General features: G+C 66.2%; 14 protein-coding genes and 1 riboswitch. Of the genes, 8 read left to right on the forward strand and 6 right to left on the reverse strand.

The window, feature by feature from the left end; translation table 11 throughout:
* The first annotated feature begins 171 nt into the window (after window positions 1-171).
* The 4 genes from R3P93_RS23325 to R3P93_RS23340 are packed head-to-tail and all read left to right on the forward strand — an operon-like array spanning window position 172 to window position 2,986.
* Entirely contained in the window at window positions 172-825 is a 654-nt protein-coding gene (locus R3P93_RS23325; RefSeq protein ID WP_317534251.1) for a GntR family transcriptional regulator, read from the forward strand.
* The gene (locus R3P93_RS23330; RefSeq protein WP_094640897.1) at window positions 825-2,081 is read left to right on the forward strand and encodes an MFS transporter; all 1,257 of its coding nucleotides are present in this window, start codon (window positions 825-827) and stop codon (window positions 2,079-2,081) included. The genes R3P93_RS23325 and R3P93_RS23330 overlap by 1 nt, the downstream gene beginning before the upstream one ends.
* Before the next feature lie 30 nt (window positions 2,082-2,111).
* Entirely contained in the window at window positions 2,112-2,732 is a 621-nt protein-coding gene (locus R3P93_RS23335) for a hypothetical protein (protein WP_317534252.1), read from the forward strand.
* 59 nt (window positions 2,733-2,791) lie between these two features.
* Window positions 2,792-2,986, forward strand: coding sequence for a hypothetical protein (locus R3P93_RS23340; RefSeq protein ID WP_094640899.1), 195 nt, complete (start codon window positions 2,792-2,794; stop codon window positions 2,984-2,986).
* An 85-nt stretch (window positions 2,987-3,071) separates the two neighbouring features.
* Here R3P93_RS23340 and R3P93_RS23345 read toward each other — a convergent pair whose 3' ends face one another.
* Together R3P93_RS23345 and R3P93_RS23350 are read right to left on the reverse strand one after the other, a co-directional pair.
* The gene (locus R3P93_RS23345) at window positions 3,072-4,409 is read right to left on the reverse strand and encodes a M1 family metallopeptidase (protein ID WP_149406444.1); all 1,338 of its coding nucleotides are present in this window, start codon (window positions 4,407-4,409) and stop codon (window positions 3,072-3,074) included.
* A gap of 6 nt (window positions 4,410-4,415) precedes the next feature.
* Complete coding sequence (locus tag R3P93_RS23350) at window positions 4,416-8,348, reverse strand: Pls/PosA family non-ribosomal peptide synthetase (protein WP_317534272.1); 3,933 nt, start codon at window positions 8,346-8,348, stop codon at window positions 4,416-4,418.
* Between the two features lie 209 nt (window positions 8,349-8,557).
* Window positions 8,558-8,673, forward strand: a riboswitch (SAM riboswitch).
* 54 nt (window positions 8,674-8,727) lie between these two features.
* Here R3P93_RS23350 and R3P93_RS23355 point away from each other — a divergent pair.
* The gene (locus tag R3P93_RS23355; RefSeq protein ID WP_317534253.1) at window positions 8,728-10,083 is read left to right on the forward strand and encodes an aminotransferase class V-fold PLP-dependent enzyme; all 1,356 of its coding nucleotides are present in this window, start codon (window positions 8,728-8,730) and stop codon (window positions 10,081-10,083) included.
* Between the two features lie 165 nt (window positions 10,084-10,248).
* A complete protein-coding gene (locus R3P93_RS23360) occupies window positions 10,249-10,749 on the forward strand; it encodes a hypothetical protein (protein ID WP_317534254.1) in 501 nt (166 codons plus the stop codon).
* Between the two features lie 30 nt (window positions 10,750-10,779).
* Here the strand turns inward: R3P93_RS23360 and R3P93_RS23365 are convergent, their stop codons facing one another.
* The 3 genes from R3P93_RS23365 to R3P93_RS23375 are packed head-to-tail and all read right to left on the reverse strand — an operon-like array spanning window position 10,780 to window position 13,289.
* A complete protein-coding gene (locus tag R3P93_RS23365; RefSeq protein WP_068053615.1) occupies window positions 10,780-11,253 on the reverse strand; it encodes a YbaK/EbsC family protein in 474 nt (157 codons plus the stop codon).
* 37 nt (window positions 11,254-11,290) lie between these two features.
* Window positions 11,291-12,280 carry an allantoicase gene (gene alc, locus R3P93_RS23370; protein ID WP_317534255.1) on the reverse strand — a complete coding sequence of 330 codons (990 nt, stop codon included), beginning with the start codon at window positions 12,278-12,280 and terminating at the stop codon, window positions 11,291-11,293.
* 4 nt (window positions 12,281-12,284) lie between these two features.
* A complete protein-coding gene (locus R3P93_RS23375) occupies window positions 12,285-13,289 on the reverse strand; it encodes an ABC transporter permease (RefSeq protein ID WP_317534256.1) in 1,005 nt (334 codons plus the stop codon).
* Window positions 13,290-13,341: 52 nt separating this feature from the next.
* Between R3P93_RS23375 and R3P93_RS23380 the strand changes: the two genes are divergently transcribed.
* The gene (locus R3P93_RS23380) at window positions 13,342-13,986 is read left to right on the forward strand and encodes a TetR/AcrR family transcriptional regulator (RefSeq protein WP_179271959.1); all 645 of its coding nucleotides are present in this window, start codon (window positions 13,342-13,344) and stop codon (window positions 13,984-13,986) included.
* Window positions 13,987-14,014: 28 nt separating this feature from the next.
* Window positions 14,015-14,239, forward strand: coding sequence for a DUF6480 family protein (locus R3P93_RS23385; RefSeq protein WP_068283967.1), 225 nt, complete (start codon window positions 14,015-14,017; stop codon window positions 14,237-14,239).
* A 37-nt stretch (window positions 14,240-14,276) separates the two neighbouring features.
* Here R3P93_RS23385 and R3P93_RS23390 read toward each other — a convergent pair whose 3' ends face one another.
* On the reverse strand, window positions 14,277-14,774 hold the full coding sequence (locus tag R3P93_RS23390) for a 2-oxo-4-hydroxy-4-carboxy-5-ureidoimidazoline decarboxylase (protein WP_068053631.1): 498 nt from the start codon (window positions 14,772-14,774) through the stop codon (window positions 14,277-14,279).
* Window positions 14,775-14,873: the final 99 nt, after the last annotated feature.

The raw sequence follows: 14,873 nt of genomic DNA on the forward strand, positions 1-14,873 counted from the left end.
CCTCAAACGCGCCATCGCCCGCGAAATATTCGGCCTACTGAAGCCCACACCCAGCCCTTGACAGACATAGGAGCATCGTTCGGTGGCCTTTTCGGCAGTCAATGTCACGTTGAGTGGACTTTTTCGGCTCCCGAATTGGTGCACAGTTGAGGTGCATCTAGTATCTATGTTGTGTCCGAGACGAAATCTGCCGCTGATACGGCGTATGTGACGGTCAAGGAGCTCATCGTCTCGGGGGAACTGCCCGGCGGTGAGCTCGTCAGCGAGGGTGAGATCGCCACCCGGCTCGAGATCAGTCGCACGCCCGTACGCGAGGCGTTTCTGCGTCTGCAGGTCGAGGGGTGGATGCGGCTCTACCCCAAGCGCGGGGCACTGGTGGTGCCGATCGCGGTGGGTGAGGCCGAGAGCGTCGTCGACGCGCGTCGACTCGTCGAGGCAGGCAGCGTTCGCGCATTCATCGACGACGCGTCAGCCCGCGAATCCGTGGTGTCCGCGCTGCGGGAGAACCTGCAGCTACAAGAGCAGCTGGCCGTGGACGGTACCGCCGCCGAGTTCAGCGCCGTCGACGCCGACTTCCATCGCACCGTCGTCCATGCGGGCGGCAACCCGTTGCTCGACGCGTTCTACGACGGACTTCGCGAGCGTCAACGCCGAATGACCGCAGCCTCGGTGACGCGTGACCCAGGCCAGATCTCCCGCATCGTCGACGACCATCGCCGGCTGGCCGACCTGATCGAGGCCGGCGACGCAGACGGATTCGAGCGCGCCGTCGAACAACACATGCTCGGGGTGCACGGCCTACGACCGGACAGAGGGGGAGCGTGATGAGCGAGACGATCACGAACGATCGAGACATCGAGACGACTGCGCGACGCTGGCTGCTGGTGGCGTCGGGGATGTTCGCTGTGGCCTGGGGCGGCAACGAGTTCACGCCGCTGTTGGTGATGTACCGACTCGACCACGGGTTCTCGGCCGTGGTGGTCGATACGTTCCTGTTCGCCTACGTTCTGGGCATCATTCCGGCGATGCTGATCTGCGGACCGCTGTCCGACCGACTCGGTCGACGCCCGATCATGTTGCCCGCTACAGCAATTGCCGCGGCCGGGTCCATCCTGATCGCACTCGGACCGGACAATGCGTACCTGCTCTTCGGTGGTCGCGTGCTCAGCGGTATCGCGCTCGGAATCGGTATGGCCGTGGGCGGCAGCTGGGTCAAGGAACTCTCGAGCCGCGACGCCACCGCCAAACCCGGTGCCGGAGCGCGCCGTGCGGCGATGTCGCTGACCGCGGGCTTCGCCCTCGGTGCCGGAGTTGCCGGTGTGCTCGCGCAGTGGGCGCCGTGGCCGACGCACCTCGCCTACAGCGTGCACGTGCTGATCTGCATCGTCGCCGGTGTCGGCATGCTGTCGGTTCCCGAAACTCGCACTGCCACAGCGGCATCGAAGAACAAGAAGCTGCTCGACGACCTGAGGATTCCGTCCGCCTCCCATCGACGGTTCCTGTTCGTCGTGCTGCCGTTGGCCCCGTGGGTGTTCGGTGCCGCGAGCGTCGCGTACGCGGTGCTGCCGTCACTGATGGCCGACGCGCTGGCCGACGAGCCCGGGGGCGGCTATCCCGTCGCTCTGTCGGCCGCGATGGCGGTGATCGCGCTCGGTTCCGGCTTCGCGATCCAGGCCGTCGGGCGTCGAATCGACACTCCCGCCAGTGCGCGAGGCGCTCTGGTTGCGCTGACACTGCTTGTTGTCGGCATGGCTGTCGCGGCGTGGGCGGCGTCGGTGCTGACCATCGCCGCGGCCCTGATCGCGGCGGCAGTGCTGGGGTGCGGGTACGGCATGGCATTGGTCTCGGGTTTGCAAGAGGTGCAACGCATTGCGGGCCCCGATGATCTCGCCGGCCTCACCGCGGTGTTCTATTCGCTGACCTACCTGGGCTTCGCGGTGCCCGCCCTGCTGTCGGCATTGACCGAGACATGGCCCGGCGTGGTCACGTATCCGATCATCTTCGGCTTCGGCGCGGTGATGGCGGCACTGTGTGGCCTGGTGGTGCGATCGAAAACGTCTGCGCACTTGCCGAGCGCGTAGGGGCGGTTCGGCTCTAGGATCAGCGGCATCATGCTGCAGTCCTCGCGCACGGTCCCGCCGCATCGGGTGCCTCCGACGGTGGCGATCGCGGGTGCCACAGTATGGAACCGGCGTGAGGCGTACTGGTTTCTCGTCGCGGTGATCGTGCCGGCCGCATGCTGGTCGAGATTTCCGACGATGGTGCCCTACGTCTTCGCGATCGTGCTGCTGGGTGCAGTGGTATTTCGCAGCCGACGGATTGCCTGGTGGGCGTCGATGCTGCGCTGGGGACTGATCGCCGACGTCGAGACCGTGGACACGGCACCGCGTGGTGACCGCAATCTTCGCCTCGCGCACGCCACCGGCTGGAACGTCCAACGACGTTGGTACACAGGGGTTGTCACCGAATCAACGGTGCGGTACCGGGCCGGGGAAGCGCGCGGCCATCTGTTCGTTCGGGGACTGCCGTTCACCACCGGCGTGGTGCTCGCGCACTCGAAGAATCCTGGATCGGCCATGGCCATCAGCGACTTCCCCTGCGATCTGCAACTGGACGGCAGGGGACGCTGGGCGGCGTCGTTCCCGCCGGGCTTCTGGCGACAAGCACTGGCAACGTCAGCGCTGTACGGCTACGCCGTGGCCGGCTTGGTGTTGTCAATCGGAGTTCGCTGACACAGCCGATGCGGTGGGTACCGTGGAGCGGGCACATCCCTCGTCCGACGGGAGCGAGCATGAAGTACAACTACTCCGGACCCTGGCCGATTTTCGCCGTGCTGGGCGTCATCGTGTGTTGGGTGCTGTTTCAGGTCGTGGCACTCGATGCGAGTGTCGGCCGTGCGATCGCGTCGCCGATCAATCTTTTCGCGTTGATGTCGGCGGGCTTCTTGACCATCGGCTACGCGCAGAAACGGCGTCGGCGGGTCTGACCGGAGGATCGGCTCCCCAGACTTGGATCCAGGCCTCCGATTGCAGGCTGATATCCGAAACTGGGGAGCCGATTGCCCGCGGGAGCTACGGCAACGACGGAAGTTGCTTGTCCACCAGCCATGCGTCCCACAGATTTCGGGGGCAACCGAAGCGGGAGGCGAGGTCGGTGAAGTCCGCCGTTGCGACCGTCGAGTAGCGGTACTTGGAGGTCCATTCCTGGATCAGTCCGAAGAATCGCTCGTCGCCGATGGTGCGTCGCACTGCATGCAGTGCCAGTGCGCCGCGTTTGTAAACGCGGTCGTCGAAGATGCGCTCGGGCCCCGGGTCGGTGAGTTGCAGGTCCATCGCCAATCCGCGCTGAATGGTGTGCGCCCGCTTGGCCTTGTCGTGAGCCGTTGCGCCGCCGGAGTTCTCGGCCCAGATCCACTCCGAGTAGCACGCGAATCCCTCGTGCAGCCAGATGTCGGCCCACTTGCCGAGGGTGAGCGAATTGCCGAACCACTGGTGCGCCAGCTCGTGCGCCACCAGACGCTCGTAGTACCGGGAACCGGAACAGTGATTGGCACCGAAGATCGACAACCCCTGCGCCTCGATCGGAATCTCGAGGTCGTCGTCGGTCACCACCACGGTGTACGACGCGAAAGGGTAAGGGCCGTAGAGCCGTACGAATGTGTCCATCATCTGCGGTTGACGACCGAAGTCGTGATCGAACTGCGCTCGCAGGCGCGGCGGAGTGATCGCCTTCATCGGCACCGGCCCCGGGCTGACGATGCGATGCTCGTACGGACCGATCTGGATGGTTGCGAGGTAGCTGGCCATCGGCTCGGGCTGCTCGTAGACCCACGTGGTGCGGCTGGCGCGAGTCTGCTTGCGCACCAACGTTCCGTTGGCCACCGCGTAGTACGGCGAATCGGTGGTGATGGTGATGCCGTAGCTGGCCTTGGACACCGGATGGTCGTCGCACGGAAACCACGACGCAGCGCCGTTGGGTTGGCTGGCGACGAGCGAGCCCTCGGTGAGCTCCTCCCAGCCGACCTCACCCCACAAACCGTTGATGGGCTTCGGGGTTCCGCCGTACGCGACCGTCACCACCAGTGCCGCACCCGACGCGATGGGCTTGGCGGGCGTGATCTTCAGCTTGCCGCGCTGGTGGCTGAACTTCACCGAACGCGATCCGTTGACCGACACCTTCGACACGTTCATCGCCGGGCCGAGATCGAGCGCGAACTTCGACACCGTCGCAGTGGTGACCGCGGTGATCTTCGCCTTACCCGCCAGCCGGTTGCTCTCTACCTTGTACTCGAGGTCGAGTTCGTAGCGCGAGACGCGATAGCCGCGGTTGCCGTTCTGGGGGAGATACGTATCGATCGGATTGTCACTGGAGTCGACGTCGAACACCGGTGCCACGAGCCTGTCCGGCACGGTAGATCACCCCTCGTTTCGGTCGTCGCGAATACGCGGAAAGGGATCACCCTTGGCCCACGGCGCGATCGGATTGCCCTGCCAACGAGTATGCGCGGGAACCGTATCGCCGCGCATCACCAGAGAGGCAGGCCCCACCGTCGCACCATCACCTATACCCGATGCAGGCAGCGCGACACAGTGTGGTCCCAGTGTTGCGCCTCTGCCGAGATCGACCGTGTCCATGGACATGATCCGATCATGGAACAGGTGCGTCTGCACAACGCACCCTCGGTTGACCGTCGCACCGTCGGCCAACGTCACCAGATCGGCCTCGGGAAGCCAGTACGTCTCACACCAGACGCCGCGGCCGATATCCGCACCGAGCCACCGCAACCACATGTTCAGTACCGCGGTGCCCTCGGCGGCGCGCGCGAACCAGGGCGCGGCAACGGTCTCGACGAACGTGTCTGCCACCTCGTTGCGCCACACGAACGAACTCCACAGCGGGTGATCGGTCTTGCCGATCCGGCCCACCCACAACCACTTCGCCAACGCCGATACCGCAGCAGCCACAAATCCGGCGACCAGCAGGACGACGCCACTGAGCAACGCAGCCAACCAGTACCCGACGGAGTCGGCGATGGCGGTGAGCGAGAACAGCACTCCGAGTCCGATGCCGAACGTCACGACGACGGGAATCAACCGGCACGTCTCGACGAACGACCGGGCGACCTTGAGCTTGCGGGGCGGATCGAACGTGCGCGACGAATCCGCACTACCGGCGGCCCGACGCAGCCGCACCGGCGGACTGCCGAGCCACGACGAGCCGGACTTCGCCTTGTCCGGCGTCGCGGACAGCACCGCGACCAGGCCGTTCTTGGGAACGGTTCGCCCGGGCCCGGTCATGCCGGAGTTGCCGAGGAACGCCCGCTTGCCGACCTTGGCGTCGCCCAGATGCATCCAGCCGCCGCCGAGTTCGTAGCTGGCGACCATCGTGTCGTCGGCGAGGAACGCGCCGTCGGCGACGGTGGTGAACTTGGGGATCATCAGCACCGTCGACGCTTCGACGTCCTTGCCGATCTTCGCGCCGAGGAGCCGCAGCCAATGCGGCGTCAACAGTGACGCGTAGAGCGGGAACAGGAAGGTGCGCGCGGAGTCCATCAACCGTTCGGTGGCCCAGACCTGCCAGCCGATACGGCTGCGCACGGGGTGGTAGCCGCCGACGAGACCGATGCTGAGCAATCGCACCGCGACGACGGTGATCACCGCGAACACCGCCAACGACACCATCGTCGCGACGGGCAACATCACCAGACCACGTTCGAAGGCGTCGAACACGGAGTCCGCGGTGTGAATCCACCAGCCCATCAGCACCAGGCTGACGCCGATCGAGAACAATGCCATGCCGGACAGGAACAGCGACGCGACGCCGTACGCGAACACCCATTTGGTCGCGCGCGGTGGCGTTTCCGCGGGCCACGGATGATCGGCCTTGCCGACCTTCTGAGCCGGCGAACCGGACCACATCTGACCGGCCTTCACCCGTCCGACGACGGCGGAGCCTGCCGTGACGACAGCGTTCTTGCCGACCTTGGTGCCGGGCAAGAGCGTCGAGCGGGCGCCGACGGTGGCACCGGCACCGATCTCGACGCCGCCGATGTAGACGAGATCTCCGTCGATCCAATGCCCGGACAGATCCACCTCGGGCTCGATGGAACAGCCGTCGCCCAGCTCGAGCATGCCGGTGACCGGCGGCATCGTGTGCAGGTCGACACCCTTGCCGATCTTGGCACCCAGAGCGCGCGCGTAGTAGACCATCCACGGTGCACCCGAAAGGTTCGACGCACCACTGGCATCGGTCAATCTCGTTGCTGCCCACAGCCTGATGTGCATGCTCCCGCCGCGTCGATACGCGCCGGGTTTCAGCCCGGCCAGCAGGATGCGAGATCCGATGACCGAGATCGCCATCCGGCCGACCGGAGTGATGAACAGGACGAACGCCACGAGTACCCACCACCACGACAGCGTCGGGGCCCAGGGCACGTCGCCGAACCAGGACATGACGTTGAACAGCAGTCCGAGCCAGGTGACCCACTGCAATCCGGTCAGGGTGGTCAACGGAACCGTTGCCGCGATCTGAGCCCACTGCGCGGTACGCGACGTCGGTGCCACGTCACGAGGAACGGCCTCGACGACAGGCTTCAGATCGTCGAGATACTGCGCCAGTGAACCCAGCCGTGGGTGGTCGTAGAGCTGCGCGACGGTGATCTCGGGGAACCGTTCGCGCAACGCCGTCACCAACTGAGCGGCCGACAGCGAACCGCCGCCGTTGGCGAAGAAATCGGCGTTCTCGTCGGAAACCTGCGCGCCGAGGATGTTGGTCCACAATTCGGCCACCCACCCCGCCGTACCGCCGAGCGCAGACGCGCCCGCCATACCGGGCAGGGGCCACGGCAGCGCGTTGCGGTCGACCTTGCCCGAGGTGCGCGTCGGCATCTCGTCCACCAGCGCAAGCCTGGGCACCAATGCCGCGGGCAACTGCTCGGCGAGCAATTCGCGTGCGGCTTCGAGATCGAAATCGGGATTGGTGCTGGCGAGATACCCGACGAGCACCGAGTTTCCGGCAGCGGTCTTGCGGATGGCGGCCGCCGCGCCGCCGACGCCCGGAAGTGCTTGCAGCGCATTGTCTATCTCGCCGAGCTCGATGCGTCGACCGCCGAGCTTGACCTGATCGTCCGCGCGGCCCTGGAACAGCAGACCTTCGAGCTCGAGCTTGACCAGATCGCCGCTGCGGTACGCCCGGTCCCATCCCAGAGAGGGCATGGGCGCGTACTTCTCGGCGTCCTTGGCCGGATCGAGATACCGAGCGAGTCCGACGCCGCCGATGACCAACTCACCGACTTCGCCGACCTGCACCGGGGTGCCCGAAGCGTCGACCACGGCCAGGTCCCAGCCGTCCAACGGCAATCCGATGCGGACGGGCCCCTTCCCGTCCATGATCGCCGCGCACGCGACGACCGTCGCCTCGGTGGGGCCGTACGTGTTCCAGACCTCACGGCCTTCGACGGCGAGCCGCTCGGCCAGTTCCGGCGGGCACGCCTCTCCGCCGAAGATGAGCAACCGCACCGCCTCCAGAGCCACCGCGGGCCAGAGCGACGCGAGGGTGGGCACCGTCGAGACGACACTGATGTCGCGGGAGACGAGCCACGGGCCCAGATCGAAACCGGACCGCACCAACGACCTGGGTGCCGGAACCAGACACGCACCGTGCCGCCACGCCAGCCACATCTCCTCGCACGACGCGTCGAACGCCACCGACAGACCGGCCAGCACTCGGTCGCCCGGACCCAACGGATCCTTCTGCAGAAACATGCGGGCCTCGGCGTCGACGAACGCCGCCGCATTGCGATGACTGACCGCGACACCCTTGGGCGTGCCCGTCGAACCCGAGGTGAAGATGACCCACGCGTCGTCCTCGGGAGTCGGCGGCAGTGGGTCGGTCTCGGGAAGGCCGTCTTGCTTGGGAGCAGTACCGGCGGCGATGCCGCCCGCAGTGACGATGGCCGTCACCTTCGCCTCACCGAAGACCAACTCGGCCCGCTCCTCGGGATCGTCCGCGTCCACCGGCACGTACGCGGCACCGACCGCGAGGATGGACAGGATCGCGACATAAAGGGAGAAGGAACCCGACGGCATGCGGATGCCGACGCGATCGCCGCGCCTGACACCGGCATCGGCGAGCCACTGGGCGCCCTCGGCGATGTCGTCCAACAACTCGGCGTAACTGACCGAGACGGCACCGTCGTCGATGGCGGGGGCGTCGGGAAAACGATGAGCGGTATCACGGAGAACGTCGATGAGAGTCCGGGCAGGAGGGGCGAGCGACGAGCGAAGAAACGCCGCCGGTGCAGGCGCGGTGTCCGCGCTCGAACCCGGCAGATCGTTCTCTTGATGCACAGACAACCGGGCGTCCTTCTCGTTCGTTGGCAAGTGACTCTGTGGTGCTGGGACTCTGTTCTGCTGAGAGAGCAGCGCCGTTGGTTATCTCACGTTCTGTTTGCCAGCAGATGAACGAGCGCTCCTTCCTACCGCGGGAATCCTACTGCTGCCCACGCGTGAGTTCCGGCTTGACAAAACCGCAGTGGTTTTGCCAGTGTCTTCTCCACGGTCACGAGTACCAGCGTCAAGCCCCGGCTCGCTGGTCGGCAACCCTCCTCCGCGGTGGGGTGCTCCGGGTGACGACCAGGCTGATGTCGGAAAACCGGCGCGGCAAGCGCGGACTCGTTCACCACATCCTTCGGTTGCGGGTCCCTCGAACGTGAGGGCTTGATCTGTCATGACATCTGTACTTTCCCGCCCCTGTGCTCCTTTTGCCCCTGTTTCGGGCACGGATCTGCAGGTACCTCTGGTGCAGGGCGGCACCTGCACCTACGCCAATTTCGACTACGCTGCCAGCGCACCGGCTTTGGCGGCGGTGACCGATCGGATCGCGGAACTGCTGCCGTTCTACTCCAGTGTTCATCGCGGTGCCGGGTACGCCTCACGGGTCTGCACGGCAGCGTACGAGAAGGCGCGGGTGACGGTCGCCGATTTCATTGGTGCGCAGTCGGATTCGGTGGTGGTGTTCACCCGGAACACCACCGACTCGCTGAACCTGCTGGCCGCATGCGTGCCGGGTGAGACCGTGGTGCTCGACATCGAACACCACGCGAACCTGCTGCCGTGGCGTGACCGGCGAGTGGTGGTGGCTGCGTCGACCCTGGCCGAAACTATCGCCCGCCTCGACGCCGAACTTGCCGCGAAACCTGCTGCTCTGCTTGCGATCACGGGCGCATCGAACGTCACCGGAGAAGTTCTGCCGATCGCGGAACTCGCGGCACTGGCGCATCGGCACGGCGCACGCATCGCGGTGGACGGTGCCCAGCTGGTTCCGCATCGGCGGGTCGACATCGCCGCACTCGGGGTGGACTACCTCGCCTTCTCCGGACACAAGCTCTACGCCCCGTTCGGCGCGGGAGTGCTTGTGGGCAGGCGTGATTGGCTCGACCTCGGTGAGCCACACCTGGCCGGCGGTGGCGCGGTACGGAGCGTGGGCATCGACCACACCGATTGGGCTCCGGCGCCGCAGCGGCACGAGGCGGGCACCCCCAACGTGCTCGGGGTTGCCGCATTGGCCGCGGCCTGCGAGGCCATTGCCGGATTCGACGATGCCGAGCTGCAGGCGCACGAGCGCGAACTGTCGTCCCGACTGCGCGACGGGCTGGCCGCACTGGACGGCGTCGAGCAGCTCGAGGTGTGGGCCGACGCGACCGACAGCGTCGGCATCGTCACCTTCACCGTCGCCGGACGCGACCCCGGTGAGGTCGCCGCGTACCTCTCCGCCGAACACGGAATCGGCGTGCGAGACGGGAAGTTCTGCGCGCACCCACTGCTGAGCAGGCTGGGGCATGCGGCCGGAGCGGTTCGGGCCAGCATCGGCCTCGGCAGCTCGTCGGCCGATGTGGACCGACTCGTCGACGCACTCGCCGCCCTGGTCGAATCGGGACCGAACTGGCATTACGCGGAGGACGCCGGCTGGTGGAACCCCGTACCCGACCCGCGACCCTTTCCCGAGCTGGCCGGCCGGGTGGACGGGGTGGGTGGGCTCAGCGCCGCCGGGGTTGGATCCCCGTGCACCCCCGCAGACAGTTAGCATGGCGTCATGACCGTGAGTGTCGTGTGGGCGGGCAACCGCCACTGGTGCAACAGATATGTGGATCTGTGCCGCACTGCGTCCGGGTCGTGTTCGAGTTCGGCTCCGCTCCGACCGAATGCCACCGACCGAATGCCACCGACTGAAGAATCAGGACTACCACTCATGTCGCACAACGTCACCCGCGTCGCCGTCGAATTCTCTGCGGGTTGGACCGAACTGACCGCCGCTCCCGAGACGGATGTAGTCCGAATCCAGGCCTCCGACCTGCGGGAATCCCAGCAGCAACGCGCGCGGCTCCGCGCCGAGGCAGTCGACCGCGGCGAATCTGCCGACAGCACAGCAGTGTTTCTCGACCTCGAGATCCACATCGCGGCCGATGCCCGGACGGCCCGTCGGGAATTCGCCGCACTGGATGCGCCGAGCAGCCCGTCGTCGATCCGCTACGTCGGAACACCGGCGGGACTGGCCAGTTTGATCTCCGACGTCACCGCGGCCGAGGTGGCCGACGGCGTGACATTGACAGCGCTCGGCGACGTCGCTCGCCAGTCGGTTCTGATCAACAACGGCGTACTGCCGCTGCTGGAATCCCGCGGGACCCGACTCGACATCGATGTGGTCGACGCGGTCCTCGGCGCACCGATCGCCCCGACTCTCGCGTCCTGAGGATTCGCGTCCTCGGGACGTGCGCGGCGGTCAGGTGACGTCGATCGCCAGACCCGCAGTGATGCGCACCAACTCGGTGAACGTGGACCTGAAGATCGTGTTGGTGTGACCGGCGGCCGCCCACACCTCTGAGTAGCCGGCCAGATCCTGGTCGACGAACGTATCGAGGTTGGTGGGGTGGCCGACCGGGGCGATCCCACCGATCGGCTGGCCGGTGGCATGCTTGGCCGTGTCCAGAGGCGCACGCGTCAACACGCCGCCGAGACGCTCACCGGTGTGCTCGAGATGAACATTGTGGGCACCGGAGACGAGCAGCAGCACCGGCTCGTCGCCCAGCAGAAACACCATCGACTTCACGATCGCGCCCACGTCGACACCGAGGGCGGCAGCAGCATCGGCGGCAGTGTGCGTGCCCTCCGGACTGCTGACCACCACCCCGTGATGACCACGTGAAATCAGCGTGTCGGCAACATGGGCTGCATTCGGATGAAGTAGCCGGGACATGAACCAACCCTATTGCCCCGCGACCGTTTACGCCGCTCTATCCCTGGGTCGTTCCTGCAGGCTCCACTTCCGTGTCCAGATCACCGAACAGTCTCAGTCGCGCCATGCCACCGTCCGGGAAGATGTCCATCCGAACCTCCGAGACCGGGGTCTCGTGATCGAGTACGAAGCGATGACGGGTGTCGGGCTGCAACGTCGTTCGCGGCAACAGCTCGATCCACTCGCCCTCACCGAGCCGTCCGCGCAGCGACGCCGCGCCAGGGGCGTTGCCGAGGAAGCAGGTGGTGTCGAGCTCGGCAAGGCGAACGAGCCCGCTGCCTGCCAGCTGTACCTGAACCCAGTCGTTCGCGTCGTTGCGTCGACGCGAGGTCTCCCAACCCTCACCCATCGACCGCGGCGGGCCGGGGAACAGCAGATTGTTGGGGGAGCTGTAGAACATGTTGGAGCACGCCGAGACGTAGGCACCGTTCTCGAGCGCTGCCAGGTCGACCGGCCCGGCCGCGAGGAACTCGGGATCGGGCTTGCCGCGGCCCAGTACCCGCAACCGCGCCACGCCGCCGTCCGGGTAGATCGACAGTTTCACGTGCGTCCACCGCGCGTCGGAGGCGACGGCGAACCTGTTCTCGCTGTCGCCGTCGACCGGGCTGCGCGCGACGATGGTGGTCCACTCGGTCTGCGTGCGCAGCTCGTCCGGGGACGGGAAGCCCTGCACCTCGGCGGCCTCGACCGAAATCTCCGGCGGGTAGTTTCCGGTGAACCACGAGGTGTCGACGACGATTGCCGAGACGACGCCCGGTGCGCCGAGACGCACGATGGCCTCGTCGTAGCCTGCCTCGCGTCGCCGACGCGTCTCCCACCCGTCGTAGATCTGACCCTTGTGCCCGAACGTCGCGGTCGAGTAGTCGGCCTTGCCGGGACTGACGAGATTCTCCTTCTCCGCGAACGTCTCGTCGTTCGCCCACACGACTGCGCCTCCGAGAGTGCGGACAGCGAGATCGGGCAGAGGCAGCGGGAAGGTGGAGGTCATGGGATCACACTTTACTGGTCTCGCGTGAGCTCATCGGGTTGTGTGCGTACCGACGCCGCAGAGCCGCCGCGACCATCAGTAGCGCGCCGATCACGATGTAGAGCGTCAGGCCGAGTGCGGGTTGCCCCAGTCCGGTGCCGGAGAAGTACACGATGCTGCGTACGCCCTCGGTGCCGATGCCAGGGGTGATCCACCGACCGATCGAGGCGTAGAGCGACGGCAGTACATCGGACCCGAAAGCGCCTCCTGCACTGGGGTTTCCGAGAATGACGAACAGCGCGATGGCGGCGGGCACCGCCGCGACACCGATCAGGGCGCGCAGGCCCATGGTGAACAGTCCGGTGGCGAAGACGACCCCGGTGCCCAGCAGGGTCAGTGGAAACCAATGGCCGGCAAAGGTTTCCAGTACATGGGTGGTGAGGAATGCGCCGAGAGTGCCGGAAGCGAGGGAGTACACCGCGAGAATGCCGACGTGCATCCAGGTTTCGCGGCGCGAGGTCGGTGCCCCGATCAACAGTCCGAATGCGGCAGCCAGAAGGTAGCCGCCGACGACCCACCCGACCGAGAGATAGAAACCGGACAACCCTCGGTTGTCGTGCACACCGACCGGGATCTCGTCGCGCACCACGAACTGGCGGCCCTGGGCGGCGTCGACCTCGGTGAAGATCGATTGCAGCGCGGTGGCTTCGGAGCTGCCTGCTGCGCTGGCGGTGATGAGCGTGTCCGTCCCGTTCGCGCCGACGACATAGGCCCCGATGACTTCCCTGTCGCGGAGCAGTGAACGGACCTCGGCGGTATCGGCCGCGGTGCGTGCCTCGAGCGGGGCGCCGTCGATGGCGTTCAGGCGATCGGTCGTCTGCTGGTCCAGCCCCTCGGGGAGACCGGCCTCGGTCACCACCGCGATGGGGATCGCATGCGGAGTCGGCTGATGAAACGCCGAGACGTAGCTGAGGATGAAGCCGAGCTGAAGTATCAGCACCGCGGCGGCGAGCAGTGACATCTTGCGCATGGGTGACTCCTGAATCTTGTCGATACCCGAGGTATTCAATACTCTAGGTATCGTGAATGCCGACGAGCAAGAAAAGTGGGGGTCGACACAGTCGCAGCGACGACCGCAGCGTGCCGACGTTCGAGATCGACTGCTCGCCGCCGCAGCGGACGAGTTCACCGAAAATGGCTATGCCGCAGCCAAACTCACCGACATCGCAGACCGCGCCGGCTTCACCAAGGGAGCCGTCTACTCCAATTTCGAGTCCAAGCAAGCGCTGTTCGCCGAGCTGCTGGCCAGGCGGTCCCTCGACCTCGCGGCCCGCGTACTGGCTCACATTTCCGATCTGGACCCCGGCGCGGCAGCCGGAGCGGGCGGCGGAGAGATCGCGTCGTGGGTGGTCGCCGAACCCCGCTGGCCGCTGCTGACCGTCGAATTCGGGATTCTCGCCGGACGCGACCCGGCCGTCGCGGAGCGCTATCGCACCGACCGTCGAGCACTCCGGCGCGAGCTCGAACGCCTCATCGCCGAGCGAGCGGACGACTGGGGAGTCGGCGAGAAGTTCGATGCCCGACGCCTCGCGACGTCACTGGCGGCCTTGATCTCCGGATTGGCCGTCGAACATTCGGTGGATCCGGAGGAAATCGACGAGGGAGTCATCGCCGACGCGGTCTCCGAACTGTTCGCGGGAGCGATAGCTAGGGCACATCTCGATTGAGGGACACGGCACCGGGTAACCGGGACAGATGAATGCTCAGAATCCCGATCCCGACGTCACCGCAGGACTCGAAGCCGGTGGCAGTGTCACGCCAGGAGACACCCCGCCCGCCGAAACGGGAGTCGGCGGCCCCAATCACGAACCGCCGCAGCGCAGCCGTGTCATGCCGATCCTCATCATCGGTGTGGTGGCGTTGCTGGCGATCCTGATCGCCGGTGGACTGATCGGTCGCGTCGTCGGTCTGTTCGGCTGATCCCGGGTCGGCGGCCCGTCCGTACTCGGCGAACAGGTCAGTACTGCGGCCAGCCGCCCTCGGGCCCGAGCAGGCGATCCAATCGAATGTGGTTGATCTTCGCCAGCTCGTCGCGCATGATCTTGCGTTCGGTCCGATCGTCGTTGTCGAGTCGATGGCCCAGATCCACCAGGATGTCGCGCGGCTCGAAGCCCTCGGGCTCGAACAACCCGCTCCAGATGTACGGATAGCCGAATCGCTCGCAGTACGCGCGCGCCGCGGTCACCAGAGCGCCTCGCGTATCGGCGTTGATGGCTGCGCACACCTTGCTCGGCTCGGGACGCGTTGCGGCCAACATGTCCATGTCGCCGTCCGACAGCTCCGCCAGTTCCGCGTCGGCTGCCGAGAACAGCTCTGCCCGTGAGCGATACCTGCGGCCGTCCGCCACCCTCGACGCCCACGCCACCGAGCAACAACACTCGTACAACGCATGCACCGCCTTGCGGCGCGGCAGATCGTTGAACGTCTCCAGGCCGAGTCCCTGATGCATCAGCATGGATAGATGGTGAGCCTCATTCGGCGTATGCACCAGAGCTGAGCAGGGACTTAGCGCAGACGTTACGCGCCGTAACATGCGGTGCGGGGATGGGCGACT

It is taken from the genome of Rhodococcus cerastii (assembly GCF_033042195.1).
Lineage (GTDB): Bacteria > Actinomycetota > Actinomycetes > Mycobacteriales > Mycobacteriaceae > Rhodococcoides.